This is a genomic window from Lysinibacillus sp. Bpr_S20 (genome assembly GCF_023337835.1).
GTDB lineage: Bacteria > Bacillota > Bacilli > Bacillales_A > Planococcaceae > Lysinibacillus.
Window position 1 is genome coordinate 143,714 of record NZ_JALNLQ010000003.1, and the last position, 25,415, is coordinate 169,128.

The 25,415-nt window shown below is 40.3% G+C and carries 26 protein-coding genes and 2 riboswitches; of the genes, 2 read left to right on the forward strand and 24 right to left on the reverse strand.

What is annotated here, in order from left to right:
* Positions 1-105 precede the first annotated feature (105 nt).
* Positions 106-1,125, forward strand: coding sequence for a DUF2332 domain-containing protein (locus MWJ95_RS08540; RefSeq protein ID WP_249105030.1), 1,020 nt, complete (start codon positions 106-108; stop codon positions 1,123-1,125).
* 115 nt (positions 1,126-1,240) lie between these two features.
* On the opposite strand, the gene MWJ95_RS08545 is transcribed toward MWJ95_RS08540, so the two are convergent.
* From MWJ95_RS08545 to MWJ95_RS08570, 6 genes are all read right to left on the reverse strand, one after another.
* Complete coding sequence (locus MWJ95_RS08545) at positions 1,241-2,296, reverse strand: LLM class flavin-dependent oxidoreductase (protein WP_249073773.1); 1,056 nt, start codon at positions 2,294-2,296, stop codon at positions 1,241-1,243.
* A 14-nt stretch (positions 2,297-2,310) separates the two neighbouring features.
* Positions 2,311-3,252, reverse strand: a complete 942-nt coding sequence (locus MWJ95_RS08550; protein ID WP_249105033.1) for a ring-cleaving dioxygenase — start codon at positions 3,250-3,252, stop codon at positions 2,311-2,313.
* Between the two features lie 54 nt (positions 3,253-3,306).
* Positions 3,307-3,750 carry a MarR family winged helix-turn-helix transcriptional regulator gene (locus MWJ95_RS08555; RefSeq protein WP_249073771.1) on the reverse strand — a complete coding sequence of 148 codons (444 nt, stop codon included), beginning with the start codon at positions 3,748-3,750 and terminating at the stop codon, positions 3,307-3,309.
* A 99-nt stretch (positions 3,751-3,849) separates the two neighbouring features.
* Positions 3,850-4,470 (reverse strand): sporulation-specific diadenylate cyclase CdaS, encoded by a 621-nt coding sequence (gene cdaS, locus MWJ95_RS08560; protein ID WP_249073770.1) that lies wholly within the window; start codon positions 4,468-4,470, stop codon positions 3,850-3,852.
* A 200-nt stretch (positions 4,471-4,670) separates the two neighbouring features.
* Positions 4,671-4,901 (reverse strand): acyl-phosphate glycerol 3-phosphate acyltransferase, encoded by a 231-nt coding sequence (locus tag MWJ95_RS08565; RefSeq protein ID WP_249073769.1) that lies wholly within the window; start codon positions 4,899-4,901, stop codon positions 4,671-4,673.
* Positions 4,902-5,170: 269 nt separating this feature from the next.
* Positions 5,171-6,601 carry a DHA2 family efflux MFS transporter permease subunit gene (locus tag MWJ95_RS08570; protein ID WP_249073768.1) on the reverse strand — a complete coding sequence of 477 codons (1,431 nt, stop codon included), beginning with the start codon at positions 6,599-6,601 and terminating at the stop codon, positions 5,171-5,173.
* 173 nt (positions 6,602-6,774) lie between these two features.
* On the opposite strand from MWJ95_RS08570, the gene MWJ95_RS08575 reads away from it, so the two are divergent.
* Entirely contained in the window at positions 6,775-7,308 is a 534-nt protein-coding gene (locus MWJ95_RS08575; RefSeq protein WP_249073767.1) for a TetR/AcrR family transcriptional regulator, read from the forward strand.
* 107 nt (positions 7,309-7,415) lie between these two features.
* Here the strand turns inward: MWJ95_RS08575 and rnz are convergent, their stop codons facing one another.
* The 18 genes from rnz to MWJ95_RS08665 all read right to left on the reverse strand — a co-directional run bounded on the left by rnz (position 7,416) and on the right by MWJ95_RS08665 (position 24,683).
* Positions 7,416-8,348, reverse strand: a complete 933-nt coding sequence (gene rnz, locus MWJ95_RS08580; protein WP_249105035.1) for a ribonuclease Z — start codon at positions 8,346-8,348, stop codon at positions 7,416-7,418.
* A 99-nt stretch (positions 8,349-8,447) separates the two neighbouring features.
* Positions 8,448-9,281, reverse strand: coding sequence for a class I SAM-dependent methyltransferase (locus tag MWJ95_RS08585; RefSeq protein ID WP_249105037.1), 834 nt, complete (start codon positions 9,279-9,281; stop codon positions 8,448-8,450).
* Positions 9,278-10,777, reverse strand: coding sequence for a cobyric acid synthase (locus tag MWJ95_RS08590; RefSeq protein ID WP_249073764.1), 1,500 nt, complete (start codon positions 10,775-10,777; stop codon positions 9,278-9,280). Before MWJ95_RS08590 ends, MWJ95_RS08585 begins: the two co-directional genes overlap by 4 nt.
* Before the next feature lie 684 nt (positions 10,778-11,461).
* Positions 11,462-11,998 (reverse strand): cob(I)yrinic acid a,c-diamide adenosyltransferase, encoded by a 537-nt coding sequence (locus MWJ95_RS08595; protein WP_249073763.1) that lies wholly within the window; start codon positions 11,996-11,998, stop codon positions 11,462-11,464.
* Positions 11,999-12,012: 14 nt separating this feature from the next.
* Positions 12,013-12,573: a nitroreductase family protein gene (locus MWJ95_RS08600; protein ID WP_249105038.1), complete on the reverse strand. Its 561-nt coding sequence runs from the start codon at positions 12,571-12,573 to the stop codon at positions 12,013-12,015.
* A 39-nt stretch (positions 12,574-12,612) separates the two neighbouring features.
* Positions 12,613-13,380 (reverse strand): uroporphyrinogen-III C-methyltransferase, encoded by a 768-nt coding sequence (gene cobA, locus MWJ95_RS08605; RefSeq protein WP_249105040.1) that lies wholly within the window; start codon positions 13,378-13,380, stop codon positions 12,613-12,615.
* Entirely contained in the window at positions 13,377-14,015 is a 639-nt protein-coding gene (locus tag MWJ95_RS08610) for a precorrin-2 dehydrogenase/sirohydrochlorin ferrochelatase family protein (protein ID WP_249105042.1), read from the reverse strand. The genes cobA and MWJ95_RS08610 overlap by 4 nt, the downstream gene beginning before the upstream one ends.
* Positions 14,008-15,375, reverse strand: a complete 1,368-nt coding sequence (locus MWJ95_RS08615) for a cobyrinic acid a,c-diamide synthase CobB (protein WP_249105045.1) — start codon at positions 15,373-15,375, stop codon at positions 14,008-14,010. The genes MWJ95_RS08610 and MWJ95_RS08615 overlap by 8 nt, the downstream gene beginning before the upstream one ends.
* Positions 15,376-15,386: 11 nt before the next feature.
* On the reverse strand, positions 15,387-16,508 hold the full coding sequence (locus MWJ95_RS08620; protein WP_249105046.1) for a cobalt-precorrin 5A hydrolase: 1,122 nt from the start codon (positions 16,506-16,508) through the stop codon (positions 15,387-15,389).
* Positions 16,501-17,286 (reverse strand): precorrin-4 C(11)-methyltransferase, encoded by a 786-nt coding sequence (gene cobM, locus MWJ95_RS08625; RefSeq protein WP_249073757.1) that lies wholly within the window; start codon positions 17,284-17,286, stop codon positions 16,501-16,503. Before cobM ends, MWJ95_RS08620 begins: the two co-directional genes overlap by 8 nt.
* Positions 17,286-17,993: a precorrin-2 C(20)-methyltransferase gene (gene cobI, locus MWJ95_RS08630; protein ID WP_249073756.1), complete on the reverse strand. Its 708-nt coding sequence runs from the start codon at positions 17,991-17,993 to the stop codon at positions 17,286-17,288. The genes cobM and cobI overlap by 1 nt, the downstream gene beginning before the upstream one ends.
* Positions 17,986-19,206, reverse strand: coding sequence for a precorrin-6y C5,15-methyltransferase (decarboxylating) subunit CbiE (gene cbiE / locus MWJ95_RS08635; protein WP_249073755.1), 1,221 nt, complete (start codon positions 19,204-19,206; stop codon positions 17,986-17,988). Before cbiE ends, cobI begins: the two co-directional genes overlap by 8 nt.
* Positions 19,163-20,296 (reverse strand): cobalt-precorrin-5B (C(1))-methyltransferase, encoded by a 1,134-nt coding sequence (locus tag MWJ95_RS08640; protein ID WP_249073754.1) that lies wholly within the window; start codon positions 20,294-20,296, stop codon positions 19,163-19,165. The genes cbiE and MWJ95_RS08640 overlap by 44 nt, the downstream gene beginning before the upstream one ends.
* Positions 20,296-20,955, reverse strand: coding sequence for a precorrin-8X methylmutase (locus MWJ95_RS08645; protein WP_249073753.1), 660 nt, complete (start codon positions 20,953-20,955; stop codon positions 20,296-20,298). Before MWJ95_RS08645 ends, MWJ95_RS08640 begins: the two co-directional genes overlap by 1 nt.
* Before the next feature lie 12 nt (positions 20,956-20,967).
* The gene (gene cobK / locus MWJ95_RS08650) at positions 20,968-21,729 is read right to left on the reverse strand and encodes a precorrin-6A reductase (protein WP_249073752.1); all 762 of its coding nucleotides are present in this window, start codon (positions 21,727-21,729) and stop codon (positions 20,968-20,970) included.
* On the reverse strand, positions 21,726-22,622 hold the full coding sequence (locus tag MWJ95_RS08655; protein ID WP_249073751.1) for a sirohydrochlorin chelatase: 897 nt from the start codon (positions 22,620-22,622) through the stop codon (positions 21,726-21,728). Before MWJ95_RS08655 ends, cobK begins: the two co-directional genes overlap by 4 nt.
* A gap of 14 nt (positions 22,623-22,636) precedes the next feature.
* The gene (gene cobJ / locus MWJ95_RS08660; RefSeq protein WP_249073750.1) at positions 22,637-24,307 is read right to left on the reverse strand and encodes a precorrin-3B C(17)-methyltransferase; all 1,671 of its coding nucleotides are present in this window, start codon (positions 24,305-24,307) and stop codon (positions 22,637-22,639) included.
* Between the two features lie 4 nt (positions 24,308-24,311).
* Positions 24,312-24,683 (reverse strand): (2Fe-2S) ferredoxin domain-containing protein, encoded by a 372-nt coding sequence (locus MWJ95_RS08665; RefSeq protein ID WP_249073749.1) that lies wholly within the window; start codon positions 24,681-24,683, stop codon positions 24,312-24,314.
* A 138-nt stretch (positions 24,684-24,821) separates the two neighbouring features.
* A riboswitch (cobalamin riboswitch) is annotated at positions 24,822-25,004 on the reverse strand.
* A gap of 216 nt (positions 25,005-25,220) precedes the next feature.
* Positions 25,221-25,405: riboswitch (cobalamin riboswitch) on the forward strand.
* Positions 25,406-25,415 lie beyond the last annotated feature (10 nt).

Genomic DNA, 25,415 nt, shown 5'->3' on the forward strand with positions numbered 1-25,415 from the left:
ATGTTTTTAATCAACTTCATTATCTATATTTAATTTACTAAATTATCCAACAATAATAAACTAAAATAAGATCCATTTACTTTTACACACAAAGGGGAGAATCGTATGTTAGCAAAATTAAGTCAACAATTCCGTACTTTTGCAAAAAATGAATGCGAAAATTCAAGTCCGTTGTATGAACATTTAGCGATTAAGATTGCTGATGATGATGAACTATTAAACATTGCGACATTTATTCCTCAAGGACAACCTGTACCTAATTTACTATTAGCTGGTGTTCAGTATTTGCTGTCATCATCAGAGGACGAATTAGTGCATTTTTATCCATCTCTAACGACAACACCCAAAGCATTAAATGAAGTGTACCCAGTTTTTAAAGCATTCGTCTTGTCACATTCAGACGAATTGAAGACTTTATTTCAAGAAAAACTTGTTCAGACAAATGAAATTCGTCGTTGTTCTTACCTTTATCCGATGATGACCGAAATTTATGAACGCCACAAAAAACCTTTAGCCTTCATAGAAATCGGTGCAAGTGCAGGACTTCAACTTGGCATGGATCAATATAATTACTGCTATAATCAACAGCTTCATATAAATAATTCTAATAGCGATTTTGTTTTATCCTCAGAAAATCGAGGACAACCGCTCCCAGCTTCCATTACAAATACTCCCGTTGTTTGTAAGCGAGTAGGCATCGATTTAAACCCTATTGATATTCATAATGAGGAAGAGCTCCGATGGCTCGAAGCATTAATTTGGCCAGAGCATCAACAACGAAGACTTTTGTTACATCAAGCACTCCCTATTCTAAAAGAGCTCGATTTACAACTGGTAAAAGGCGATGCCATTAAACTGATAAAAGATATTAGTAAAGAGATAAACCAAGATGCGATGTTAGTTGTATATCATACACATGTGGCAAACCAAATCCCTCTGGAATTACGCCTTGAATTACTGGAGCAATTAAAAGAGATCAGCATGGAACGACCTCTATTCCATTGTTATAACAATCTATTTGATACGCAACTGCATCAAGATTTTATGGATCAAGGAGAAATAGAATCTATCCGTATAATGGAGCGACCTGATGGTCATGCTCGATGGTTTAAGTGGTCCAATTAAAAATAAAAATGGCTACGAAAAAACGCTGCGTAAGATTGCCTTCTTATGCAGCGTCATTTACAATAAAATTAAATTTTCTATTTATTAAAGTATGGTTCTCTTTTCTATCTATGCCTTATTTTGCTGTATATTTTTTAATCGCAGGTAAAATATCGTTCCCGATAATTTCGATATTTTTCATTAATTTATCGAATGGTACACCGCCAAAATCAATTTGTGCCATAAATCGTTGCATACCATAGAGCTCGTATTGATATAGTAATTTTTCAATAATTTGTTCTTTACTTCCAACCATTAAGGCATCTTGTGTATCTGGCGCTTCCGCAAATTGTTGCTTTGGATAACCAGCGCCACGAATTGCTTGGAATCCACCATTTAAATGTGGGTACATCCCTTCTAGTGCCTCTTGCGTCGTATCCGCAACGTAAAATAGGCTTGCTGTAGCAATTGGTAACTCTTTCGGATCAAAACCACTTCGCTCCGCTGCTTCTCTGTAGGCATCAACTGATGGCTTAAAGTTTACAGCGGGACCACCTAATGTCGTTAACATCATTGGAATGCCCATATAGCCTGCTTTAATGGCACTAGCAGGAGGGCCACCGACAGCTCGCCAAATTGGGAACGAGCCATTTTTAGGTTGCGGCAAAATTTGCGCATTGTGAAGTGGCGCACGGAATTGCCCTTCCCAAGTAACAAGCTCATTGTCATTTATTTTTTTCAGTAGCGCTAATTTTTCTTCAAAAATGTCTTCATAGTCCTTTAAATCAATGCCTAGTAATTGATATGCACCTACTCGAGAGCCACGACCAGCTACTATTTCTGCACGTCCATCTGAAAGTAAATCAATCGTTGCAAAATCTTCATATACACGTACTGGATCAGAAACGCTTAGTACCGTCGCAGAGCTTGTTAATTTAATTGTTGATGTAGCTTGTGCGATCGCCCCTAAAACAACCGTATGTGCCTGTGTAGTAAAGTACGATTGATGACTTTCACCCACACCAAACACATCAATACCTGCTTGTTCTGCAAGCTGACTTACTTCAACTAGCTCTTGGATTCGTTGCTGAGCTGAAATTCGTTCACCTGTTAATGGATTTGGAATATGATCCCCTAATGAATAGAGGCCAAATTCGATGCCTTTCGATTGATCAATGCGGTATTTTTCCATGATTAAACCTCTCCTTAATCTAATGGTTCTAAATTAGCTTCGATTTCTGCACGTCTTTCTTCTAAAAATGGCGGAAGATCAAGTTCCTTACCAAGATCCTCTACTGCCGAATCAACAGTAAACCCTGGTCCATCTGTGGCCATTTCAAATAAAATGCCATTTCGGTCTCTAAAATAAAGACTTTGGAAATAATAACGATCTACAATGCCAGTGCTATCAAAGCCCTGCTCCTTAATTTTGGCATCCCATTCTTGTAATTCTTCCAATGTTCCAACACGTAGTGCAAGATGATGAATACTTCCACGACCAGGTTTCTCACTTGGCCCTTCTAATTCTTTCACGACGACTTCTCCAAGTACTTCACCAGAAATGGATTGCAACACCGCTTCTTTTTCATTTTCTGTTACGACTGTGTAGCTAAATAGCTCTTTTAATAAGCTTACTGTCCGTTGCAAGTAGCGAACTGTTATTTCAACTGTACCCATCCCTAAAATGCGATGTTCCGCAGGGATTTCGGAGCCATCCCATGGTTGCCAATGAGCAGGTGTTTCGTGACCATGATTGTTTAAAAGCACCATTCGTAATCCTTCATGATCCTCAAAAAACAATGCATCTTTACCTGCATAAGTTGTAATCTCACTATGTTCAACCTCTAATTTTTGAAAGCGATTTTTCCAATATTGCAGACTGTCATAGTTCGGCACTAATAAGCCAATACGTGTAATAGCATTAGTTCCTCGAACTGTTCGTCCTGCTACGGGCATTTCAAAAAATGTTAATTCTGTACCTGCAGCTCCAGTTAAGTCTCCATAAAATAAATGATACATAGAAGGTGAATCTTGGTTGACAGTCTTTTTCACACGACGTAAGCCAAGAATTTTTGTATAAAAATCATTATTACGTTTGCCGTTTTTTGTTAGCATTGATATATGGTGATGTCCGCTTAATTTGTTCATAAATGTTTCCTCCTTATTTTCACTTGACTAAGCAAGTGATGTTGTAAAAAAAAATCACGCTGGTGGTAGTTTTTTTTCACGGCTATGCTTCTCTAATTTTGACATTAGTGTATTTAAAGTTTTCATTTCATCTTCTGTTAATACTTCTTCAAAAAATGAAGATTGGAATTGTAGCTGACTTGGTGTTGCCTCATCAATCACCTGCTCGCCTTTTGCTGTCAGTGAGATTGTTTTGGTCTTCCAATGTTGCTTACGTTCAATAAGTCCCTCTTTTTCAAGACGAGCAAGCATCCGAGATATACCACCTTGCGTCACTGTCACTTTCTCTGCTAGCTGTAATTGCGTTAACGGTGCATATGTCTTTATTTGTATGAGGACATCAAATTGCGCAGTCGTTAAGTCAAAGCGCTTTAAAAACTCATTGGATAGCTGGTTACTTTGATTGGTAAAGCGCATCATTCGAATCCATGTCAGTGATCCAAGCGTATGTTTTCGCATCGCTTTCTCCCCCTCTCATATATCACTTTACTACGCAAGTTATAAACAAGCAAGAAAAATATCTTGAATTCGAGATATTATCTAGTGTGAAGCCTCACACTAGATAATGCCATGCGTTGTAACCGGATATAAGTTTCCTTTAAAGGCAAAAGAAATTCTCCCTGTTTCTTCAGACACTACCATAACAAGCGCATCACTTACTTCGCTTAACCCTAATGCCGCTCGATGTCTTGTGCCTAATTTCTTTTCCCCCGTATATCTGTCTGAAAGTGGCAGTACATTGGCTGCTGACTGAATTAGATTTTGGCTAACTAAAACTGCACCATCATGAAGCGGATTTCCAGGAAAAAAAATAGATTCTAATAAGGAATGCGTTACTTCTGCACCAATATGAATACCAGGCTGTAAAAGTGATGCTAGAGAATCCTCTCGTTCAATCACAATTAGTCCACCGTGTCTTCTTTTCGACATGTTTTGTACGCATTGCGAAAGCTCAGGATATTTTTCAGTAAACGGGGAAAGATAGCAATTTAAATAAAATGTTGCAGCTTTCATTTCAATCGTTAAAAACTTCTCTTTAATTTTTTCAAAATTCCCAAGAAGACAGTTTGCATCGGTATCCATTGCTTCTACACTTTGCTGTAATGAATTAATAACTTGCAAAAGCTCTTCCTTCAATGTTTGTTTCATTGGCGAAAAATCGCAATTAGTTGGATCCACAAAAAACACCCCACTTTTCAAATTTATTATGTATTTATTTTTTAGTTTCTCTTATTGAAATTATTTTATTCGCTTGAGGTTTCATTCAGTCTTCTTTCTGAAAAAAATGATTCCGAAAATGTAATTTACTTATCAAAATGAAATTAAAAAACACGTGTAGCCATTAGATGATTTAACGAATACACGTGTTGTCATTTAGCTTACATTTGCCCTGTACGAATTTTCTTAATAATGCTAAATGTCGTATAAGCAGCAGCTGGTGCAAGTACAAAAATAAAAATAAGCCAAACCGTTAAGTTGTCCGTAGCCTTTAACGTGTCATAATTTGAGATAACAAAAAAGATAAGTCCAAATAATAATAAATAACTCAACACATTTGGAAATATAACTATTAAACGCGCTAGTGCTGGCGGCACCTTTTGCTGATTCATATAAAACCACTCCCCTTTAGTCAATTATACGAAACTCTACTATTAACCGCATTATTTTTCTCTAATATTCTAAATCTTTGTAATACAACTTTTCCTACATGATCTTTTTCACTTAATAGGTCGAGACAATGTACGTTAATGATAAAAATAAGAGCCTTGCTACATAATTGTAGAAAGGCTCTTCAGCTTGTCGACAAAAGGATGAATACAAAAAATGTAAATTAATCCTTTTCAATAATTCCTCTTCCAATAATAATTTGTTGATATATTTACAAACTATTATTTAATCTTTTTTTAGATGGCACAAATAAAGTTAAAACAAATGCAAGTATCGCTAAGATTGTCATGAAATAATAAGCATCACTTGAACCTAAGATGGAAGCCAGTTTGCGAATACCTTCAGCCGTAGCATTTGGTGTTTCGGCTAACAATGTTTTCGCATGGTTTGTTGTTTGTGCTGTAAAAATTGTAATAACTACTGCCGATCCAATGGCACCTGCGATTTGGCGTAATGTATTATTCACTGCTGTACCATGTGTAACAAGTGTCTTCGGTAAGGCATTCAAACCAGCTGTGTTCAATGGCATTGTGATAAAACTCAGCCCTATTCGTAGAAAAATGGTACGTATCATTAAAAAACTAAAGGCTGTTGTTTCTGTTAAATCTGTTACAACCCACATGGAAGGAATGACAAAAATCAAACCTGTAATAAATAACGGCTTTGCACCAAAGCGGTCATACATTTTTCCTGTCACTGGAGACATAAAAGCATTTACAAGAGCACCCGGTAATAATAATAAGCCAGCATCTAATGCCTTAAACCCTCTTCCATTTTGTAAATATATCGGTAATAAAATCATATCTGCATACATCATCATTGTGACAATAATATTAATGATAGATGTTAGCGTAAATAATTTATTGTTAAAAACGGATAAGTTAAGAAGTGGATCAGAAGATTTCATTTGACGAAGACAGAAGATTGCCGTAGTCATGATCCCTACAAGTATAGTACTTATGACAACTTTATCATCCCAACCATGGCTTCCTGCATTACTAAAACCATACAAAATAAGACCGAAGCCAATTGTTGATAAAATAACACTCATTATATCTAACTTCGTGTTAGCTGTTTCTGAAACATTAATTAAATATTTCATTGCCATGAATATAACGATCACAACAAATGGAATAATTCCGATAAATAACCAACGCCATGAATAATAATCTATTACAAAACCTGCTAATGTTGGTGCAATGGCTGGAGCGAAAATCATAGCAAGCCCAATTAACCCCATCATACTGCCCCTTTTTTCAGGAGGGAAAATAAACATCACAATGCTCATTAGCAATGGCATAATAATTCCTGCTCCAACCGCTTGAATCATACGACCTATTAATAAAGTGGTGAAGTTTGGAGCTACTGCACAAAAAATAGATCCTACTAATAAAAACAGCATTGAACTTATAAATAATTGGCGTGTTGAAAAACGTTTCATTAAATATGCTGTAATAGGGACTAGCACCCCATTTACTAACATAAAACCAGTAGCTAACCACTGAACAGTTGTCGCAGAAACGGAAAATACGTCCATTAAATTACTTAATGCAACGTTTAACAGCGTTTGATTTAGTGTAGATAAAAAACACCCGAAAATTAAAACTGTTAATAGTACTTTTTTATTTATCGATTCTGACATTACATTCTTCCTCTTTCTACTTGTTTTATTAACACTATGTCAATAAAATAGATAATAACACGTTTATTTTTTGATTCCTATTTACAATTTTTCAAGAAGTGTCAATTAAACAACAAAATTAAAAATACTATTCATTAAATTTGTATTTAATAGATAGATAAAGGAGAATTAAATTGACTACACAAAAAAAGCAAGACCCACGAGCTATTCGCTCTAAACGGGTATTTAAAGAAGCTGTCGTAGAAATATTAATCGAAAACCCAGATATTTCGAAACTTACTGTACAAAAAATAGCCCAACGTGCCGAGCTAAATCGAGCAACATTTTATTTACATTTTATCGATATTAATGATTTATTAAAGCAAGTAGTTTACGACATTTTCGACGACCTGTTGTCGAAAATGTCTCCAACTTTACAAATTGATAATTTAAATAATCAAGAACAATTAATCACGTTTTTAGATTACTTTTATAAGCATCGAAAAATTTTAGCTGTGCTATTTGAGCACCCTGGTTTCATAAAAAAAATGCATATGACATTAACGGACTTGATTGTCGTACAACGTAAAAGTGAAGGCGCTGATAGTACTCTATCAATGGATATTCTCGCCTCTTCAATACTTGGGATCCTCATGTGGTGGCTCAGAAATGGGGTTCATTTTAGCTCCGAATATATAGCAAACCAAATTGTTGAATTGTATCGGTGATTATTCCTCATTCACCTTTTCAATTTCTAATTGGCTAAAAACATGAATGATAAAAAAAGTACCTTTTAAATGACGCTACATTTAAAAGGTACTTTATGTGTTTTTGATTAAGTTAATCTATTGTTATTCCATGTAAATACTGATTGATCGGATGTAAGGAAGGTTTGTGGGAAAATCTCCTGAGCATCCGCTAAAAATTTCGGTAAATCATGTGGTAAAAAACGCGCACTTAAATGGTTGAGAAGTAAATAGTTTGCGCCCGCTTGTTGTGCGACTTTTGCCGCTTCTATATTTGTAGAGTGGCCATAGCTTGCTGCTAAATCTGTCGTCGTGCCATCAAAGGTCGCTTCATGAATTACGATATCTGCTCCATTAGCTAATGAAACAGCCTCTGGACAGTATTTTGTATCGCCTAATATTGTAAGCGTAAAGCCCTTTTTCGGCGGAGCAACAACATCTATTGCATAAACAATCGTGCCATCCTCCAGCTCAATATCTTTCCCAGCTTTTAATTGTCCTAACAAAGGACCTTTTGGAACACCAAGAGCCTGTGCTTTTTCTATTAACAGCTCGCCAGGCAAATCCTTTTGCTCAATTCGATAGCCGAAGCATGGAACTACATGTCGCAATTCACTTGCACTTACTGTGAAATGTTCATCTTCATAAATAACACCTTCACGGACTTCAACAAATTGTAATGGATAGGTTAAATGCGTTTTTGACAAGGCTAACGTTTGCTCAATCCATTGCTGTAAACCTTGTGGACCAAATATCGTTAATGGCTCATCTCCACCTTGAAATGAACGAGAGCTTAAAAAACCAGGTAATCCAAAAACATGGTCACCATGTAAATGTGTAATGAATATTTTCGTTACTTTACGTGGCTTTAAGGACGTATGCAAAATTTGATGTTGGGTCGCCTCCCCACAATCAAAAAGCCACATTTCCCCCACTTCATCTAAAAGCTTTACCATTAGGGCACTTGTATTTCGTTCCTTTGAAGGCATTCCTGCGCCTGTTCCTAAAAAATGTAGTTGCACATATGCCACCTCACTTCTATATCTATATCGCTTTATTGTACCCTATCGCTCCCAATAAAAAAAACCTTTGGTCACTAGTTTTGTCCAAAGGTTTCATAATTATTTCGGTTCCCATGATACGAGTGCAGCGTGGAAATCATGTCGATAATAATAACGCCCATTCTTTTCCTCAATAAAAGGCAAAAGCGACTCTTCAACATGTGCTCTATGAAAAGTATCATTTAATATTTTTTTACTCTGTGGTGTGACAAGTTGTTCATAGCTGTCATATTCATACACTCGTTCTAACGGTATGATTTTGCACTCTGCATAAATATCCATTTCATATAGCAAATTTAAAAATTCTATATAATCTCTTCTTGGAAATTTAATATCGTAGCCATACTTTTCGTATAAAATTTCATAATGAGGTTGAATCGGCCCAGTCGTCATGCCAATAATTGCGCGCTTTTTAGCTAGACGATTCATATGGAAAAGTGCTGCTTTAATTTCATACATACGATAAAAGCAATTGACCCCGATGACGATATCGTGTTCTTCTATTTCATCGGCAAGGCATTCCCATTTTGCATGAATATAAGAAACGTGTTGCTTATCCTCCAGGCAACTTTCTAAGTAGCTAAGGATACTTTCTGAGCTATCTACACAAGTTAGCTTTCGCGCATGATTTGCTAGCGGAAACGTATAATTGCCCCAGCCAGGGCCAATTTCCAATACCGAGTGCTCGGGTTGAATACTTTTTTTAATTTCTTGAAAAATTTTCGCAGCATATGGATCTGTTTGTCCAGCCTTTTTTCGGGCGATTGACTGCGCCCAAAACTGCTCCTCTAGTTGATCATTGACCATTCTTTCAGGCATTTGGCCATGCCAGTCTTTCATACCTTCCTGCCATAACGCTTCATAATCAATGGCTAACGGTCCTTTTCTTGTCATATAGGTACCTCTAAATTCATGATTTCGTATACTTTTTTCATATCGAGATTCGCACGCACATGCTTTGCAAGCATATTGTAAGCATCCTCTCTACGTTCTGCGTCACTTTTAACATCACTTGGTAAAGCAGCAAGGCCCTTTTTCACGCGAATGTCGTTGATGAGCTTTCGTGTAAAGGTACGATTATGGAATAAACCATGGAAATATGTTCCGACCACTTGTTCATCTGCACTTACTGCCCCATCTACACGACCATCTGCCAGTTGTAAAAATGGTGTTACTTCATCACGTAAAATTTTTGTACGCCCAAGATGAATTTCATAGCCAGTAAACGTATCCTGCCCTCTTGTTCCCGTCATTTGAACAGTTTTTTTATCGCCCACAAATACAGTTTCCATTGGCAATAATGCTAGACCTTGCGCTGAATCGCCATTTCCTTCTACAGCATCTGGGTCTAATAACGTTTCGCCAAGCATTTGGAAACCACCACAAATCCCAATAATTTTTGTCCCTCTTGCGCGTAATTCAGCAATCGCTTGATCGAAGCCTTGTGACTTTAACCATGCTAAATCATCCATTGTACTTTTTGTTCCAGGTAGTATAAGTAAGTCGGGTGTACCTAGCTCATTGACATTGCCAATTAAACGGACACCAACTTCTGGCTCATCGAAAAATGGATCAACATCTGTAAAGTTTGAAATACGTGGCAAGCGAATCATGGCCACATCCACTGCAAACTCTCCAGGCTTTGGCTTTTTAAAGCGTAATGAAGATAATGCTAGTGAATCCTCAGCCTCAATATTAACCTCTACATACGGGACAACTCCAAGAACAGGAATTCCTGTTTCACGCTCCACCCATTCAATGCCATCATCCAGTAACTCACGCATTCCTCTGAATTTATTAATAATCAGACCTTTTACACGTGCACGTTCTTCTTCATCCAGTAATGCGAGCGTTCCAACAATCGATGCAAATACTCCACCTCGATCAATATCAGCAACTAGCACAACCGCTGCATCTGCTAGATGAGCCATGCGCATATTGGCTATATCACGGTCTTTTAAATTAATTTCTGCCGGGCTTCCCGCTCCTTCAAGGACAATGACATCATATGTATTTTGTAAAGTTCGCACTGACTTTTCAACTATTGGCATCGCTTCTTGCACAAATTGATTGCGATAGCTTTTAGCGTCCATATTTAAAAAATGCTTACCATGAACGATTACTTCCGATACCATATCCTGCTTCGGTTTTAGCAATATCGGATTCATATCCGTCGTTGCAACAACTCGTGCTGCCTCTGCTTGTACACCCTGCGCACGGCCAATTTCCCCGCCATCTTGAGTGACAAACGAATTAAGGGCCATATTCTGTGATTTAAATGGTACTACCTTTAGCCCATCATCAGAGAAAATACGGCATAGCGCCGTACAAATCATACTTTTCCCTACATCAGAAGCCGTTCCTTGAATCATGATAGATGTTGCTGGCATAATCCTTTCCCTCCTTTATTTATAGTTGATGCGCTGGAGCAGAATTTACTTCGCGGGTATTTTGCTTCGTTCCGCGGGTATTTCATCACAAAGCGCGGGTATTCTCCTCCATTTCGCGGGTATTTCACCACAAAGCGCGGGTATTCTCCTTCGTTTCGCGGGTATCACTTAAAACGCGGGTTTTCATCCGATGCGAGGGGGCAACCCGATTCGCAGGTATTCTCCTTCGTTCCGCGGGTATTTCACCACAAAGCGCGGGTATTCTGCTCCGTTTCGCGGGTATCACTTCAAAACGCGGGTTTTCATCCGACGCGAGGGGAGCAACCCGATTCGCGGGTATTCTACCCCGTTCCGCGGGTATTCTGCTCCGTTCCGCGGGTATTTCATCACAAAGCGCGGGTATTCTGCTCCGTTTCGCGGGTATCACTTCAAAACGCGGGTTTTCATCCGACGCGAGGGGAGCAACCCGATTCGCGGGTATTCTACCCCGTTCCGCGGGTATTCTGCTCCGTTCCGCGGGTATTTCATCACAAAGCGCGGGTATTCTGCTCCGTTTCGCGGGTATCACTTCAAAACGCGGGTTTTCATCCGACGCGAGGGGAGCAACCCGATTCGCGGGTATCACTTCAAAGCGCGGGTATTCTCCTCCATTCCGCGGGTACCCATCGATACGAGAGAATCTAATTAGAACTCTAGACCTTTTACAGCTGGAATGCCTTCGTCATAATAATGCTTGGTTGCATCGATTGTTGAGACTAGATCTGCCATTGCAATAAGTGCTGGGTTGGCGCTACGTCCGGTTACGACTAAATGCATGGTAGTTGGGCGCTGCTGGATGGCTTCGATGACTTCGGTTAATGGGAGCACATCAGCGATTGGGAATTTTGTAATCGCAAGCGCGTTGTTGAGCTCGTCTAATACGAGTAAATCAATACTGTCGTCTTGTAGGGCAGCCTTTGTTTTTTCCCATGCCTTTGCTAAAGCGGCACGATGCTCCTCTGGTGTTTTTGTCCAAGTAAAGCCGATGCCCATTTGCTCCATTTCTACTCCAAGTTTACGAAGAGCAATTTGCTCTCCGTATGTACGCTCTGGTGATTTAATAAATTGCATATATCGGACATTTAGGCCTCGGCCAACTGCGCGCAATGTGACACCAAGGGAAGCTGTTGTTTTACCTTTCCCTTCACCTGTATAAACTAAAAACAAACCTTTTCTAGCCATTTTTCAAGCCTCCCCTAAAGCCATGTTGTTTTTTCTTCAAATGATGTACGTTTCTTGTCTTTAAGTTCTTGCTCTTCTGGATAGCCAATAAAGATCGTTCCGACTACCTTTTGTGATTCACTTGCACCAATGAATGCATGCATACGTGGATCATGGACAAGACCTACCCCTCGTGTACGCCATACAAAGCCAAGTCCTAGCTCCTCTGCGGCAAGCCACATAGACATGATGGCACTACATACGGCAAAGACATTATCTGCTGTCGCATCAGCATCACCCTCAACAATATCTGCTGTTACAACTATAGCAACAGGCGTTGTTTGAACTACTTTTAATGAGCTTTCCACTAAATTCGGTTTTGTAGGAAATCGCTCTTGTAAATAAGTATTTGCCATTTCTTCATAGCGTCTCATCGCATCGTCCTGAATAACATAAAAATGCCAAGGCTCACGCATACGATCATTTGGAGCATAAGTGGCAGCTTGTAAAATTTGCTCAATCTTCTCTTTTTCAACGGGCTGTGTCGTGTAATTGCGAATTGCACGACGTTTTTTTAATGCCTCGATTACTGTCATGATGTAATTCCTCCTTATGCTTAAATACGTTTTATTCCTTTATGTAAAGGCCAGTCCTTGCTCTTCAAACCATTGGATTTTCTCGCGTACATTGACGACCTCGCCAACAACAATCATGGAAGGGTTATGGTAGCCTTCTCGTTCAATAATGCTCGAAATTTCATCAAGCTGACCTGTAATAGTACGCTGTTGATCTGTTGTTCCCCACTCAATAACGGCGACTGGAGTAGTTGCCTTGCGACCATTTTCGATGAGCTTTCGAGAAATATAAGCAATATTACCAACACTCATATAAAAAGCGACTGTATCGATACCGGTTGCAAGTGCAGGCCAATTTAAAAAGTCCTGTCCTTTTTCCTCACGACCGTGCCCTGTTACAAGAGCAAAGCTAGTTGCAAAATCACGGTGTGTTACAGGAATACCAGCATACGCCGGAGCAGCAATCCCTGCTGTAATACCTGGTACAATTTCATAAGCAATACCATGATTTTTTAAGATTTCCGCTTCCTCTGCACCACGACCAAAAACGAAAGGATCGCCACCCTTTAAACGTGTGACAATCTTGCCTTCCTGCGCCTTTTCAACAAGTAATGTATGAATCTCATCTTGAATTAAGTGATGCTTACCAGGTAATTTACCACAGTACACAAGCTCAGCATCTTGTTTCGCAAACTCTAGTAATTTCGGGTTCACAAGACGGTCATATGCAATGACATCGGCCTTTTGAATACATTCGAGCCCGTATACTGTAATGAGCTTCGGATCTCCTGGTCCGGCTCCAACTAAATACACTTTTCCATCTTTCATCGCGCTACTCCCATCAGTATTTGTTGTAAAAATGCTTCCCGTCGATCAATGTCTCCATTGCGTGTCCATTCTAATAAGCTTGGTTCCAGTAATGCTTGTAAAGCTTTACGTCTTTCAGGACCCTTTTCAAACTTCGCAGCAATCATTAAACGTGCTTGCTGAAGGAAACAAACATAGTCATCATAAACCTCATCAAATTGCTCTTCGAGATCAGCTTTGATTTTCCGAGCTAGTGATGGACTGGCACCTGATGTTGATACAGTTAATACTAAAGGACCACGGCGTACTGTTGCAGGCGTTATAAAATCGCTCTCAGCCTGTGCATCAGTACGGTTGATGAGCTGCCAATGCTGGGCAGCTTCTTGTACAGCCTCATTTACTGACGTATCATTTGTTGCGGCAATAATAAGTGATGCATCATCTAAGTCACGCGGTTCAAATTCTTTTTCATGCCACGTAATTTGCCCGGATTCCGCAAGTGGCACCAATGAGTCATCTAGGGTTGGGCTTACAACGACAATATTGGCTTTAGCCGGAATCAGTGACGCTACCTTCTGTGCTGCTACGTGACCTCCACCAACAATTACTACGGTTTTATATTCAATATTGATGTGAATAGGAAAATAATTAGTCATGATTTTTCACCTTCTTACAAGCTGTTAGCCAATTGTCAACAAGCTTTGGGTTTGATACAAAATGAAAATGCGTATAGCCAGCTACTAAATTCCCTGCTTGATAGCCTTCTTGTTTGTTACCAAAGCGTCCCTTCGTTTCATAGGCCGGCGTATTATGCGAGCCGCTATATTTTGAATAGTGGAATTCATGTCCCTTGGCTTCTTCATCTGTACCAATTAAAAAATTATGTTGTGTGCCAAAAATTTCACGGTAGCCGAGAGCCGCTAGCTTTGTTTGCATCGCTACCTCACCTGGAATAACACCTACCATGTCATATCGGTCACCATTGCTATTCGTGATAGCCTCTGTCAAATACATGAAGCCTCCACATTCAGCTAATGTCGGTAGACCTTTAGCGATTACTTCACGAATAGATTTTTTCACATTGGCATTTTCCGCTAATAGATCAGCAAATTCCTCTGGGAAGCCCCCACCTATATACAAACCGTCTGCTTCTGCGGGAACAGGCTCATTTGCAAGTGGTGAGAAAAATTGCAGCTCCGCTCCTTTTGCACGTAGCAGCGCTAAATTTTCTTCATAATAGAAGTTAAACGCGGCATCCTTCGCTACGGCAATGCGAATATTTTGCGATGGCTGTTCTGCAAATAGTTGCCCTGATTCTTGTAGAACTGGAGCCTTTGTTAATGCAAGTAATTGATCTAAATCAATCGTCTCTGCCATTAAAGAACCTAGTTTATCAAAAAATGTATCGAGTTCTCCTCGTTCAATCGCTGGCACTAAACCTAAATGGCGGCTAGGAATATCAATCCCTTCCTCCCGCTTCAAATAGCCGATCACAGGAATTCCACACTCCTGCTCAATAGCAGCCTTCGCAATTTCATAATGGCCAACACTACCAACTTGGTTAGCAATAACGCCAACGATATTTGGCTTATCAGACAACAATTGAAAGCCTTTCACAACTGCCGCTACACTGCGTGCCATACTTGCACAATTGACTATTAAAATAACAGGGCTCTCTGTCACAACACTAATGTCTGCTGCAGAGCCAGCATCTGATAGCGGACTTTTTCCATCATAAAAGCCCATAACTCCTTCAATAATAGAAACATCAGCGTCTTTACTTGCACGCGCAACAATATCACGCACCGCTTCATGTGAAAACATCCAGCTATCGATATTGCGCGATACCCGTCCTGTCACAGCAGTATGATAGGTAGGGTCAATGTAATCGGGACCACATTTAAAGCCCTGCACAATTTTCCCCTTTTCTTGTAATGCTTTCATTAGCCCAATGGTAAAGGTTGTTTTACCAACTCCACTGCCAGTACCAGCAAGTACAAAGCGATTCGTTTGCATAGGCTTCCTCCTTAAAATAATAATCTAGCAACCGAGATGGTAGCATTGCCCGATTTTTTCTTTTCTAGCACAAGCGACTCCACCTGTGCATAACGCAATGCTGCCGGTTCACTCACCCCGTATGCTCCTGTATATTTAAATACAGTTTCCGAAGGTGAAGGGAAATCAATTTCATTTAATTGCGCCGGTGAATATGTAACAAATTCCCAATCGTGTTTTTTCGTTATTTCAAGGAAGCATTGTTCGTCCTTTTTTAAATCGATCGTGCATAGCGCTTTGACACTTTTCTTCGAAAGTTTTAACTCCGCAAGAGTTTCATCAATGACCTGCTCAACTTCTTCCACAGATGTTCCTCGATTACAGCCCATGCCAAGCACAACCGATTTTGGTCGATATATAACACCATTTTCAAGAAGCACTTCTTCCTCTTGATCAATGATACGGTCAGTAATGAGCAGTGTCGCATGTGGTTTCGCTTCAATCGCTGCATATGTCGACGGGTAAATCTTAATGTGCTCTGGCATCGGTGTGTCACGCATCCACCAATCACCTTCCCCCGTTTCCTGAACGATGGCAACATGCTCCTCATTAACAACAGATGCACTGACAGGCGTCAGTTTATCGGCACTATCCCATACCCAGCCAAAACGTGCTCCAAATAAATCAACTGGAATGGTCTTTTGCACATCGGAAGCTGTTGTAATAATTGGATTTGCTCCAAGTGCTGCAGCTACTTCATGCGTCAACTCATTGGCGCCACCTAGATGTCCCGATAAAACACTAATCACATTTTCACCACGGTCGTCAATAACAACAACACCTGGATCTGTCTTTTTATCCTTTAAAATCGGTGCTATCATGCGGACAACTGCACCGAGTGAGATGATTACAATTAAGCCTTTGTATTGCTTAAAAAGAGTAGGAAGCAGTAGACGGACAGTACCTGTAAACATTTGAATATGCTTTTCTGCTTCATCGCCCTGCTCAAATTTACTCATGTAATATAAGTCGCTCGCAGCAAAAGTCTGCTGCAAACGACGACCGATTTGAACACCATGCTTTGTAATAGCTACAACCGCATAAGGATTTCGTTGGTCAACCTCTGGTAAGATGCCCTCTTGTAACTCAATCACTTGTCTTCACACCTTTTCTGAAACCATGTGTAAAGGTAGCATCATATAATTTCGAACGATATTGATCTTTATCATGAATAGTCGGATCTAATGCCCAGCCAGCTAAAATCATCGCATGCTTACGAATACCGTTCACACGCATTGCTTCATCCAGTTCAATTAATGTTGTACGTACAATTTTTTGATCTGGCCAAGAAGCTCGTTGAATAACAGCTACTGGTGTGTCATCTGCCCAGCCAGCACTTTGTAATTCTTTGACGATTTTCTTTGTTAGCGTTGCGCTCAGGAATAACGCAATTGTACAGTGATGACTCGCTAAATCGCGTAGCTTTTCGAATTCTGGTACAGGTGTACGCCCTTCGGCACGCGTTAAAATAAGTGTTTGTGTTAAGTCAGGAATTGTTAATTCTGCCCCGATTGCCGCCGCAGAAGCGAAGACAGAGCTAACACCAGGAATGACCTCATAGCCAATGCCCTCTTTTTTTAATAGGGCCACCTGCTCCATGATCGCGCCATACATAGCAGGGTCCCCTGTATGCATACGAGCTACTACTTTACCCGCGTTAACACGATCTACCATAACCGCTACCATTTCCTCTAAATGCATCCCTGCAGTACGAATAACCTCTGCATCTGGTTTTGCTTTTGCAATAAGGTCCTCACTCACTAAAGAATCTGTATACATTACAACGTCTGCCGTTTGTAGCATATGTAAGCCTTTCACTGTAATTAAATCCGGATCACCAGGACCAGCACCGACAATATATATTTTCTTCATTATTTGCGCACCACCATTAACGTTAAATATTCTAAATCGACACCGTCTAGCTCCCGTACATCCCAAATGATTTCCTCGTCAGATGTTACCTTCGTTACGACGGATGCCTTATCTAGTAAATCTAAATCACGTAGTACCTCAAGCATTAAATCAATAACCTTCGCTACTTTTATGAACACTACTGCATCGTGACTTTCAATCGCTTCACGCATTGCCTCATAGTCATCGTGTGCAGGTACAATAGCCACACGGTCATCGCCATCCGCCAGCGCAATTCCCAGTCGTGATGCTGAACCATTGAACGAAGAAATACCAGGAACCGTTCGAATTTCAACGTCAGGATGCATGTCCTGCATAAGCTTCATCATATGGATGAACGTACTATATAATAATGGATCTCCCTCCGTTACGAATGCAACGTCCTTACCTTCTTGTAATTTTTCATAAACAAGTTGAACTGATTTTGTCCATTCTCGCTCTAAAACAGCCTCATCCTTGGTCATTGGAAATACTAGGCCAAGCATATCCTTTTCTTCTGGGTTAATGTAGACATCTACGATACGATGGGCGTAGCTTTTACTGCCTTTTAGTTTTTTCGGATAAGCAATAACAGGCGATTCCTGAATGACACGGAATGCTTTGACTGTAATTAACTCTGGATCGCCAGGCCCTACGCCCAAGCCATATAAAATACCAAGATTACTCATAATTTTCTTCCTTTCGATATGCAGAAATAATATAAATCGGATTTAATGGGACAAAACGTGTCATATCTAATATTGGTTTACTGCGCGCAAGCTGTGCCTGCAATATGTCTACAGCAAAGCCACAAGACTTAAATGCTTCAACTGCCTTATATAAATTTTCAATTGTTGCAGCATTCAAGACAATACGACCATTTGGCTTTAAGCGTGTACAGCACAATTGTAATAACTCCACCATTTCTCCTCCTGTACCGCCGATAAAAATCGCATCCGGATCAGGGAAGTTTTCAAGTCCTGCTGGCGCTTTACTATGAATAGCTGTAATATCTACACGGAACTTTTGCTGATTTTGCAGGCAATTTTCTAAATCAGGTGCGTTTTTCTCCACTGCAAATATTTGACCTTCTGGCGCAAGCTTACCAGCCTCAATAGCCATCGAACCTGTACATGTACCAACATCCCAAATGATACTATCCTTTTGTAGTTGCATTGCTTGTAAACTTAAGACACGAATTTCCTTTTTCGTAATTAAACCTTTGTCTGGCTTTCGCTGCGAGAATTCTTCATCATCGATACCAAGCACATACCGTTTCGGCACTGAAGTTTGCTGTAGAATGACAACATTTAAAGAAGAAAAATCTTCCGTTTCTAATTCATCCAGTGAGTACCAGCCGAATTTTTCATTTGTACCTTGTAAATTTTCTGCCACAAACGCACGGTATTCTGTCATACCAAAATGCTTTAAATAACGGGCTAGCGCATTAGGGCTATTCTCTGCATCTGTTAACAGTGCCACTTTCTTTTTACCATCAATTCGTTGTGCTAAACCTTTCATGGAGCGACCATGAATACTTGTGACATAAGCATCCTGCCAGCTTTCCCCCACCTTTGAAAAAGCAAGCTGGACTGAGCTCATATATGGATAAACTTCAATGTCTAGCTTTTTCGCTAAATAACTACCGATTCCATAAAATAATGGATCACCTGACGCTAAAATAACTGTATTTCTTGTTTCTGCAGATAATCGTTCAACAAGCGCTGAAAGACCACCTTTAATCAACATTTTTTCTCCAGTAAAGTTCGGGAAAAATGCTAAAACGCGCTCTCCCCCAACAAGCACCTCACAGTCTTCAATCCACTGTACATACTGTGGTAGCAAGCTTTCTTGTCCGTTATCCCCGATCCCAATCAATTTCATCGATCGATGCAATGTCATCAGCCCTTCCTAATAATTGTCCCTGCATCGAATAGATCGATGTGGAAAGCGATAAACCGCCTTTAATATGATGTAATGATGAATAACAGCAAGCCTCACATAAACGGTGAAAGAAAGCATCATAGCCACTTTCCGCCATAATTTCTCCGACCTGTGAAGCTGTGTTTGCCTCTCGTACGTTCGCTATGGTCTTCTCATCAGCCCCTATATCCACTGCTAATTGTGCTAAAAAGTTAAAGTCAATAGGAGCACTTTTGGAGTGCACCATCATGACACCTTGTGCCACCTTCGAGAATTTCCCCATCATCCCAACAAGCGATACTTGCTTCATCCCAAGTCGTTTACAATGCTTTAATGTAAAGCCTACAAAATCGCCCATTTCTATAAATGCTTCCTCTGGCAAATTAGGGTACTGTGCCATTGCGAACTTTTCACTACGTCCACCTGTCGTGACAACTAAATGCTGACAACCAGCCTCTTTTGCAACACTAATCGCTTGGACAATGCTGGCCATATAGGCGGAACTCGAAAAAGGCACGACGGTTCCCCTTGTGCCTAAAATGGAGATGCCTCCAATAATACCAAGGCGCCCATTTAACGTTTTTTTAGCCATTTCCTCACCCTCTGGAACAGAAATAACTACGTTAACGCCTCGTTTAATGTGAAATTCATCTAGTACGCCTTGTACAGTACTATGAATCATCTTTCGTGGCACAGGATTGATGGCTGCTTCTCCGACAGGTACTGGTAAGCCGGGCTTTGTTACGCGCCCGACACCAATTCCACCGTCCAGATGAATGCCTGGTATATCCGCCCAGCTCACTGTGCCAATAATGAGTGCTTTATGCGTTGCATCCGGGTCATCACCTGCATCTTTAATCGTTTCACAGCTTACAGCATCATTCTGAAATGTACATTTTTCTATCGTAAAGGTCGCATCTCGTCCAATTGGCAAATGAATTGTACTTGTTTCTTGCTCTTCATTTGTAATTAAAGCAAGTAATGCAGCCTTCGTTACCGCAGTTGCACAGGCTCCCGTTGTATAACCGTGACGCATGTCCTTGGGATCCTTTTTAGGCTTCCGCTCCATTATTTTTTCGCCTGTTCATCCGCTAAAAGTGAGACAGCATTCAATGCGGCAACCGTCACTGTACTACCGCCTTTACGACCAACATTTGTAATATAAGGAATACCTTCTAGTTTTAATAGCTCTTCCTTCGATTCAGCGGCTGAAACGAAGCCAACTGGCATACCGATAATTAAATCTGGTTTCGCTAAGCCTTCTTTAATTAAACGAATTAATTCCAGCAATGCTGTCGGTGCATTCCCAATTGCATATATACCGCCTTCATGTAATTTAGCGGCCTTTTGCATGGAGATAATCGCACGTGTAGTGTTTTGTTTTTTTGCTTCAACTGAAACGTCTTCATCTGCAATATAACAGTGTAAATCTCCTCCATGCTTTTGGAAGCGTTTTTTACCTGAACCACTTTCAATCATTTGTACATCTGCAATGACATGGCGACCTGCAAGAATTGATTTAATCCCAGCCTCGATTGCGCCCGGGGTAATAATCACGCTACGTCCTAATTCAAAGTCAGCAGAAGCGTGAATAATACGACGTACAACTTTCCACTCGTCTTCTGAGAAATTATGCTCGCCCATTTCTTCTGCAATAATTGAGAAACTGTAATCGTAAATTTTATCTGGGTCTACTGTTAATGGTTTGAAATCTGTTTTAAAATCCATCGGAATTGCCTCCTAAAGTGTGTTTTGTACAGCTTGTAATACATCTTCAAATGTTGAATATTGCTGTCCGTATTTTATATTTGGTCTTGCAATTAAAATCGTTTCGATGCCACATGCAAGAGCAGCCTCTAGCTTTTCATCCACCGAGCCTACCTTGCCGCTTTCTTTCGTAATCATCAATGTCACATCATATTGACGAAATAGTGCCTCGTTTAATTCCTTTGAAAAAGGTCCTTGTATGGCAACAATATCTCTTTGTGCCACACCAAGTGCTTCACATTTTTCCATATTATCGAGTCGAGGAAGCATACGCGCAATCACTCGCGTATTCTCTAAGCCATGCAACACCTTTGTAAAGGTCGCTAACGTCTTACTGCCCGTCGTTAGCATAATGACACCACGTTTTTCTGCTGCTAATTGGGCAGCCTCCTCATAATCTTTCACAACCGTAATGAGTGGATGGGCATAATGCCAATGTGCACGTTCATAGCGAATATACGGAACATTTGCTTGCTCCGCTGCCGCCATAGCATTTTTCGAAGCTTCTTCAGCAAATGGATGAGAAGCATCTACAACTAAACGATATCCCTGGTCCTTCATAATCGCCGCCATTTCTTCCGCTGTTAAACGACCAACTAAATGAGGTAGTCCCACTTCTGCAAGGCTTGAGGCGGCTGAATCCGTCACAACAGTTGCTGTCACAGCGTAATTTGCTGACTGTAATTCAAGCGCTAAATTCCTTGCATCACTCGTCCCTGCTAACATGAAAATCATTTCACTGGCTCCTCTTCATGGTGATGATGATGGTCGTGATGGTCATGCTCATGATCGTGCTCATGGTGGTGATGATGATGTGCATGTCCATGAACTGCCGCATAAGCACGATAATTTTCCAAATCTTGCATGCCTGTTGATGTGCCATTTACAGCTTGCTCAATACGCTCCAATAGCACATTTTGCAAACGCTCATGATAGCCAAAATAGTTGGCAATTTGAATTTCACAATCCACATATTTTTCGTTAAATTGCTCACACATACCATTCATTCGTTCCATTAGGACCCCTGTGAATAAGAAATACGGTAGCATAATGATTTTTTTAGCACCCAGCTTCACACAGCGCTCCATTCCTTCTTCAACACGAGGATCTGTGACTCCCATAAAGGCGCTCTCTACATACTGAACCGGGAGTTTTTCCCACAGCAAACGTGTAATTTTATAAAAATCACCATTTGCATATGGGTCACTACCGCCTCGTGCAATTAATAAAATCGCAGTATCCTTATGTTCTTCTTCTGCATTAAAACCGATTTCTGCAAGACGATCTTCTAAAATCGCAAATATTTCTTCATGAATACCGATTGTTTGACCATATGTGAACGTGATATTCGGATAATGCTCACGCGCATGCTCGATCTCTGCAGGAATGTGCATTTTTGAATGTCCAGCATGAAGCAGGATAATCGGAATAACATGCACCTCAGTAGCACCCTTTTTCACACAGTTCGTAATACCTTCTTCGATGTTTGGCGAAGCAAACTCTAAAAAACATGTTTCTACTAAAAAACTTGCATCAATGCGAGGTGTCATTTGCTTGATAAAATTGCGTACCTCTTCATTTCCTGCTTCTAAACGGCTCCCGTGGCCGACAAATAAAATTGCTTTCATCTCATTACCCCTCACTAGTCGCCGCATGGAGCTGGCTCAACTTTTATTTTTGAAGACATATCCTGATACGTAAAATGTAGGATCTTTTTCACACGCTTGAAGTATTTAAACAAACGTTCATTTGGATGTGCATTTGCTTTATATTCTTCGATAATGTCGGTGATCAGCGGTATGAGCTGTTCAGGCTCTAATCCCTCCACAACCGGCTGGGCCGCATGTGCTGTTCGTCCAACCGGCTTGGCCCCAATAAAAACATCAAATTTACTTTTACGATAAACAATACCAATATCATCAAATACTGCTCGATAACACGCCATACCACAGCCGTTAAAGCCAATATTTAATGTTTTCGGTAATGCCATACCACCGAGCTTTTCTTGAATCTCTTCTGCATAAGGAATCGAATCGACCTTTTCTCCGTAACAGAAGTCACAAGCCTTTAACGACAGCACGTCACCAATTGGGGCTAGTAAAAACCCAACTTGACGAAGCTTTGCTGTAATGTCTTCAGGCGCTGACGTAGGAATTTTCAAATGAATTTGATGGTCTGGTGTATACTCCATCGTTCCTTTCTCACCAACTACCTCCGCTAACGTCATCATTTGTTGAGGCGTAAAAAATTTATTGGCTACCCCTGGACTAACAGCTAATTCAAAAATGGATTCGATTCTTTGTTGCACGAGCTTAGGTGTTGCTTTCACAGCGCTAGTTCCCTTCACTAAAGCAAGAGCTGCTGTCGCCATTTCAAGTGAAGATTTTTTAGGCTTTGGTTGTGGTGTTATAGCTAAACTGGGCTTCATACGATTGGCATTGGGATCTGTCGCAAAATCACTACGTGCAGAACCTGTTTCTTGATTCATGGCCCATGGTTCATTTTCTTCCTTCAGTCGTTGATGCGGTCGTAACGGTTGTTTTTCTTCACCAAGTGTATATTTACGCTGATAACCACGTGGTGTAATCATTTTATTGTCATAGAAAAATGTTGTTGAATTCCCGATAACCACTGTTGTTAACATACCGATATCATGTTCAAGCATTTCTGATAAAGTCGTCATCGTTATTTCCTGACGGTCACGATACGCGCTTTTCACAAGTCCAACCGGTGTATCTGGCGAACGATATTCCAATAAAATTCGTTGTGCCTCTACGATTTGTCTCGTACGGCGTCCACTTTTTGGGTTATAAAGAGCAATAACAAAATCCGCCATCGCTGCTGCCTCTACTCGTTTTGCAATTAAATTCCAAGGTGTTAAGTGGTCACTTAAACTAATCGTACAGGCGTCATGCATAATTGGAGCACCTAGTAAACTTGCACATGAATTAATAGCAGAAATACCAGGAACGATTTCAACCTCGATACCAGTTGCTTCTGTCCAGCCTAGCTCGATTAAGACCTCATATACTAATCCAGCCATTCCATAAACGCCTGCATCTCCACTAGAAATAACCGAGACGATACTTCCAGCCTCCGCTTGACGTACTGCTTCCTGCGCTCGAGAAACCTCCTCTGTCATACCAGTACTAATAATCGATTTTGCACTTACTAAATCCTGAATTAGTTCAACATACGTTTTATAGCCTATGATCATATCACTTTGTTGTAGTGCCTCTACAGCACGAGTCGTAATATGTTTAAAGTCTCCAGGACCAAAGCCAACTACGAAAATCTTACCTTTTTGCGCCATTTTGTTACCCCTCTTTCACCTTTTCAATACCTTTAATGGCTGTTGTTTGTGCTGTACGCTGTAGCGAACCTTCACGCATTGTAAAGACATGCTCATTCTGTAAAGATTCATGATTTAAATCTTGAACGAGTGCTCTTCCATGCTCCTTTGTCGGCACACGGTACCAATTCCCTTGAGGATATGCAATGACCACACAAGCATCCTTACACCTACCATTGCACCGAGTCCTCGTCGTATGTATTTCCTGATCAAGCGCTAGCAACTGAATCTCATCACGGATTGCCAGTGTAATATCCTCAGCATCTTTTTTCATACAGCTACTACCATTACAAATAAAAAGATGCGTTTTCATCCCCTCTAAATTCCAAGTTGTCATCGTTGTTCTCCCCTCATTTGCTTTAAGAAAAAGAAAAACCTCTACTCTAAAACGAAGAGTAAAGGTTTTGTAGAAGCCAAATAAAAACGAATATTACGGATACTCGCTCTCGCTTCAACTTCTCCCTCCGAAAAGTTTGCATGCATTATCACATAAGCAGGTTTCCTGACTTAAGCTTCCTTTTACTTTCGCGCCTTCCTAGTTTTCACTAGTGGCATCCGCGATTTCATCAGCTTTTACAGTAGCGGGGGCTGTATCGGATTTTCACCGATTTCCCTATTATCTTGAACATATTCAAGCACTTATGGACGTTTTATATAAATTTATGTAATTGAAAACTGTTTCTATCATAGCTTATTTTTTTAAAATTTCAATATTTCTTTCTTAATTTGTGACATTTTTATTCATTTTTTTAGAAAAATGAGACATTCGTTTACTATTTATCCGAATTTTCTACATAGATATTCAATTTTAAATTTTTTCACAAAAGTATAGCATATTTATGGAAAATCATGTTACACTTTGTCGTGAAATCTCACAACTTCATCTTTTTTCGGTGCGAATTGTTCAGCATTTCGCTTAAAAGGGAAGCCGGTTTAAGTCCGGCGCGGTCCCGCCACTGTACTAGGGAGTTTTATAGAGAATGTCACTGTCCAATGGATGGGAAGACCTATAAAACGTTGAACTAAAGCCAGGAGACCTGCCGAAAAATATGTGATCGTTTCAACCTAC

What these genes read in the sequence shown, in the direction of transcription:
- MWJ95_RS08600 (WP_249105038.1), bottom strand. Translation starts at nt 12,573, where the DNA reads ATGACAGTAATCGAGGCATTAAAAAAACGTCGTGCAATTCGCAATTAC.
- MWJ95_RS08565 (WP_249073769.1), bottom strand. Translation starts at nt 4,901, where the DNA reads ATGAATCAGCAAAAGGTGCCGCCAGCACTAGCGCGTTTAATAGTTATA.
- MWJ95_RS08590 (WP_249073764.1), bottom strand. Translation starts at nt 10,777, where the DNA reads ATGCCAGCAACATCTATCATGATTCAAGGAACGGCTTCTGATGTAGGG.
- cobI (WP_249073756.1), bottom strand. Translation starts at nt 17,993, where the DNA reads ATGAGTAATCTTGGTATTTTATATGGCTTGGGCGTAGGGCCTGGCGAT.
- MWJ95_RS08595 (WP_249073763.1), bottom strand. Translation starts at nt 11,998, where the DNA reads ATGGCTAGAAAAGGTTTGTTTTTAGTTTATACAGGTGAAGGGAAAGGT.
- MWJ95_RS08540 (WP_249105030.1), top strand. Translation starts at nt 106, where the DNA reads ATGTTAGCAAAATTAAGTCAACAATTCCGTACTTTTGCAAAAAATGAA.
- cobJ (WP_249073750.1), bottom strand. Translation starts at nt 24,307, where the DNA reads ATGGCGCAAAAAGGTAAGATTTTCGTAGTTGGCTTTGGTCCTGGAGAC.
- MWJ95_RS08610 (WP_249105042.1), bottom strand. Translation starts at nt 14,015, where the DNA reads ATGACTAATTATTTTCCTATTCACATCAATATTGAATATAAAACCGTA.
- MWJ95_RS08615 (WP_249105045.1), bottom strand. Translation starts at nt 15,375, where the DNA reads ATGCAAACGAATCGCTTTGTACTTGCTGGTACTGGCAGTGGAGTTGGT.
- cobM (WP_249073757.1), bottom strand. Translation starts at nt 17,286, where the DNA reads ATGAAGAAAATATATATTGTCGGTGCTGGTCCTGGTGATCCGGATTTA.
- MWJ95_RS08550 (WP_249105033.1), bottom strand. Translation starts at nt 3,252, where the DNA reads ATGAACAAATTAAGCGGACATCACCATATATCAATGCTAACAAAAAAC.
- cbiE (WP_249073755.1), bottom strand. Translation starts at nt 19,206, where the DNA reads ATGACATTGCATCGATCGATGAAATTGATTGGGATCGGGGATAACGGA.
- MWJ95_RS08585 (WP_249105037.1), bottom strand. Translation starts at nt 9,281, where the DNA reads ATGACAAGAAAAGGACCGTTAGCCATTGATTATGAAGCGTTATGGCAG.
- MWJ95_RS08545 (WP_249073773.1), bottom strand. Translation starts at nt 2,296, where the DNA reads ATGGAAAAATACCGCATTGATCAATCGAAAGGCATCGAATTTGGCCTC.
- MWJ95_RS08645 (WP_249073753.1), bottom strand. Translation starts at nt 20,955, where the DNA reads ATGGATTTTAAAACAGATTTCAAACCATTAACAGTAGACCCAGATAAA.
- cobK (WP_249073752.1), bottom strand. Translation starts at nt 21,729, where the DNA reads ATGATTTTCATGTTAGCAGGGACGAGTGATGCAAGGAATTTAGCGCTT.
- cobA (WP_249105040.1), bottom strand. Translation starts at nt 13,380, where the DNA reads ATGAAAGATGGAAAAGTGTATTTAGTTGGAGCCGGACCAGGAGATCCG.
- MWJ95_RS08640 (WP_249073754.1), bottom strand. Translation starts at nt 20,296, where the DNA reads ATGGAGCGGAAGCCTAAAAAGGATCCCAAGGACATGCGTCACGGTTAT.
- MWJ95_RS08655 (WP_249073751.1), bottom strand. Translation starts at nt 22,622, where the DNA reads ATGAAAGCAATTTTATTTGTCGGCCACGGGAGCCGTTTAGAAGCAGGA.
- MWJ95_RS08665 (WP_249073749.1), bottom strand. Translation starts at nt 24,683, where the DNA reads ATGACAACTTGGAATTTAGAGGGGATGAAAACGCATCTTTTTATTTGT.
- MWJ95_RS08555 (WP_249073771.1), bottom strand. Translation starts at nt 3,750, where the DNA reads ATGCGAAAACATACGCTTGGATCACTGACATGGATTCGAATGATGCGC.
- MWJ95_RS08570 (WP_249073768.1), bottom strand. Translation starts at nt 6,601, where the DNA reads ATGTCAGAATCGATAAATAAAAAAGTACTATTAACAGTTTTAATTTTC.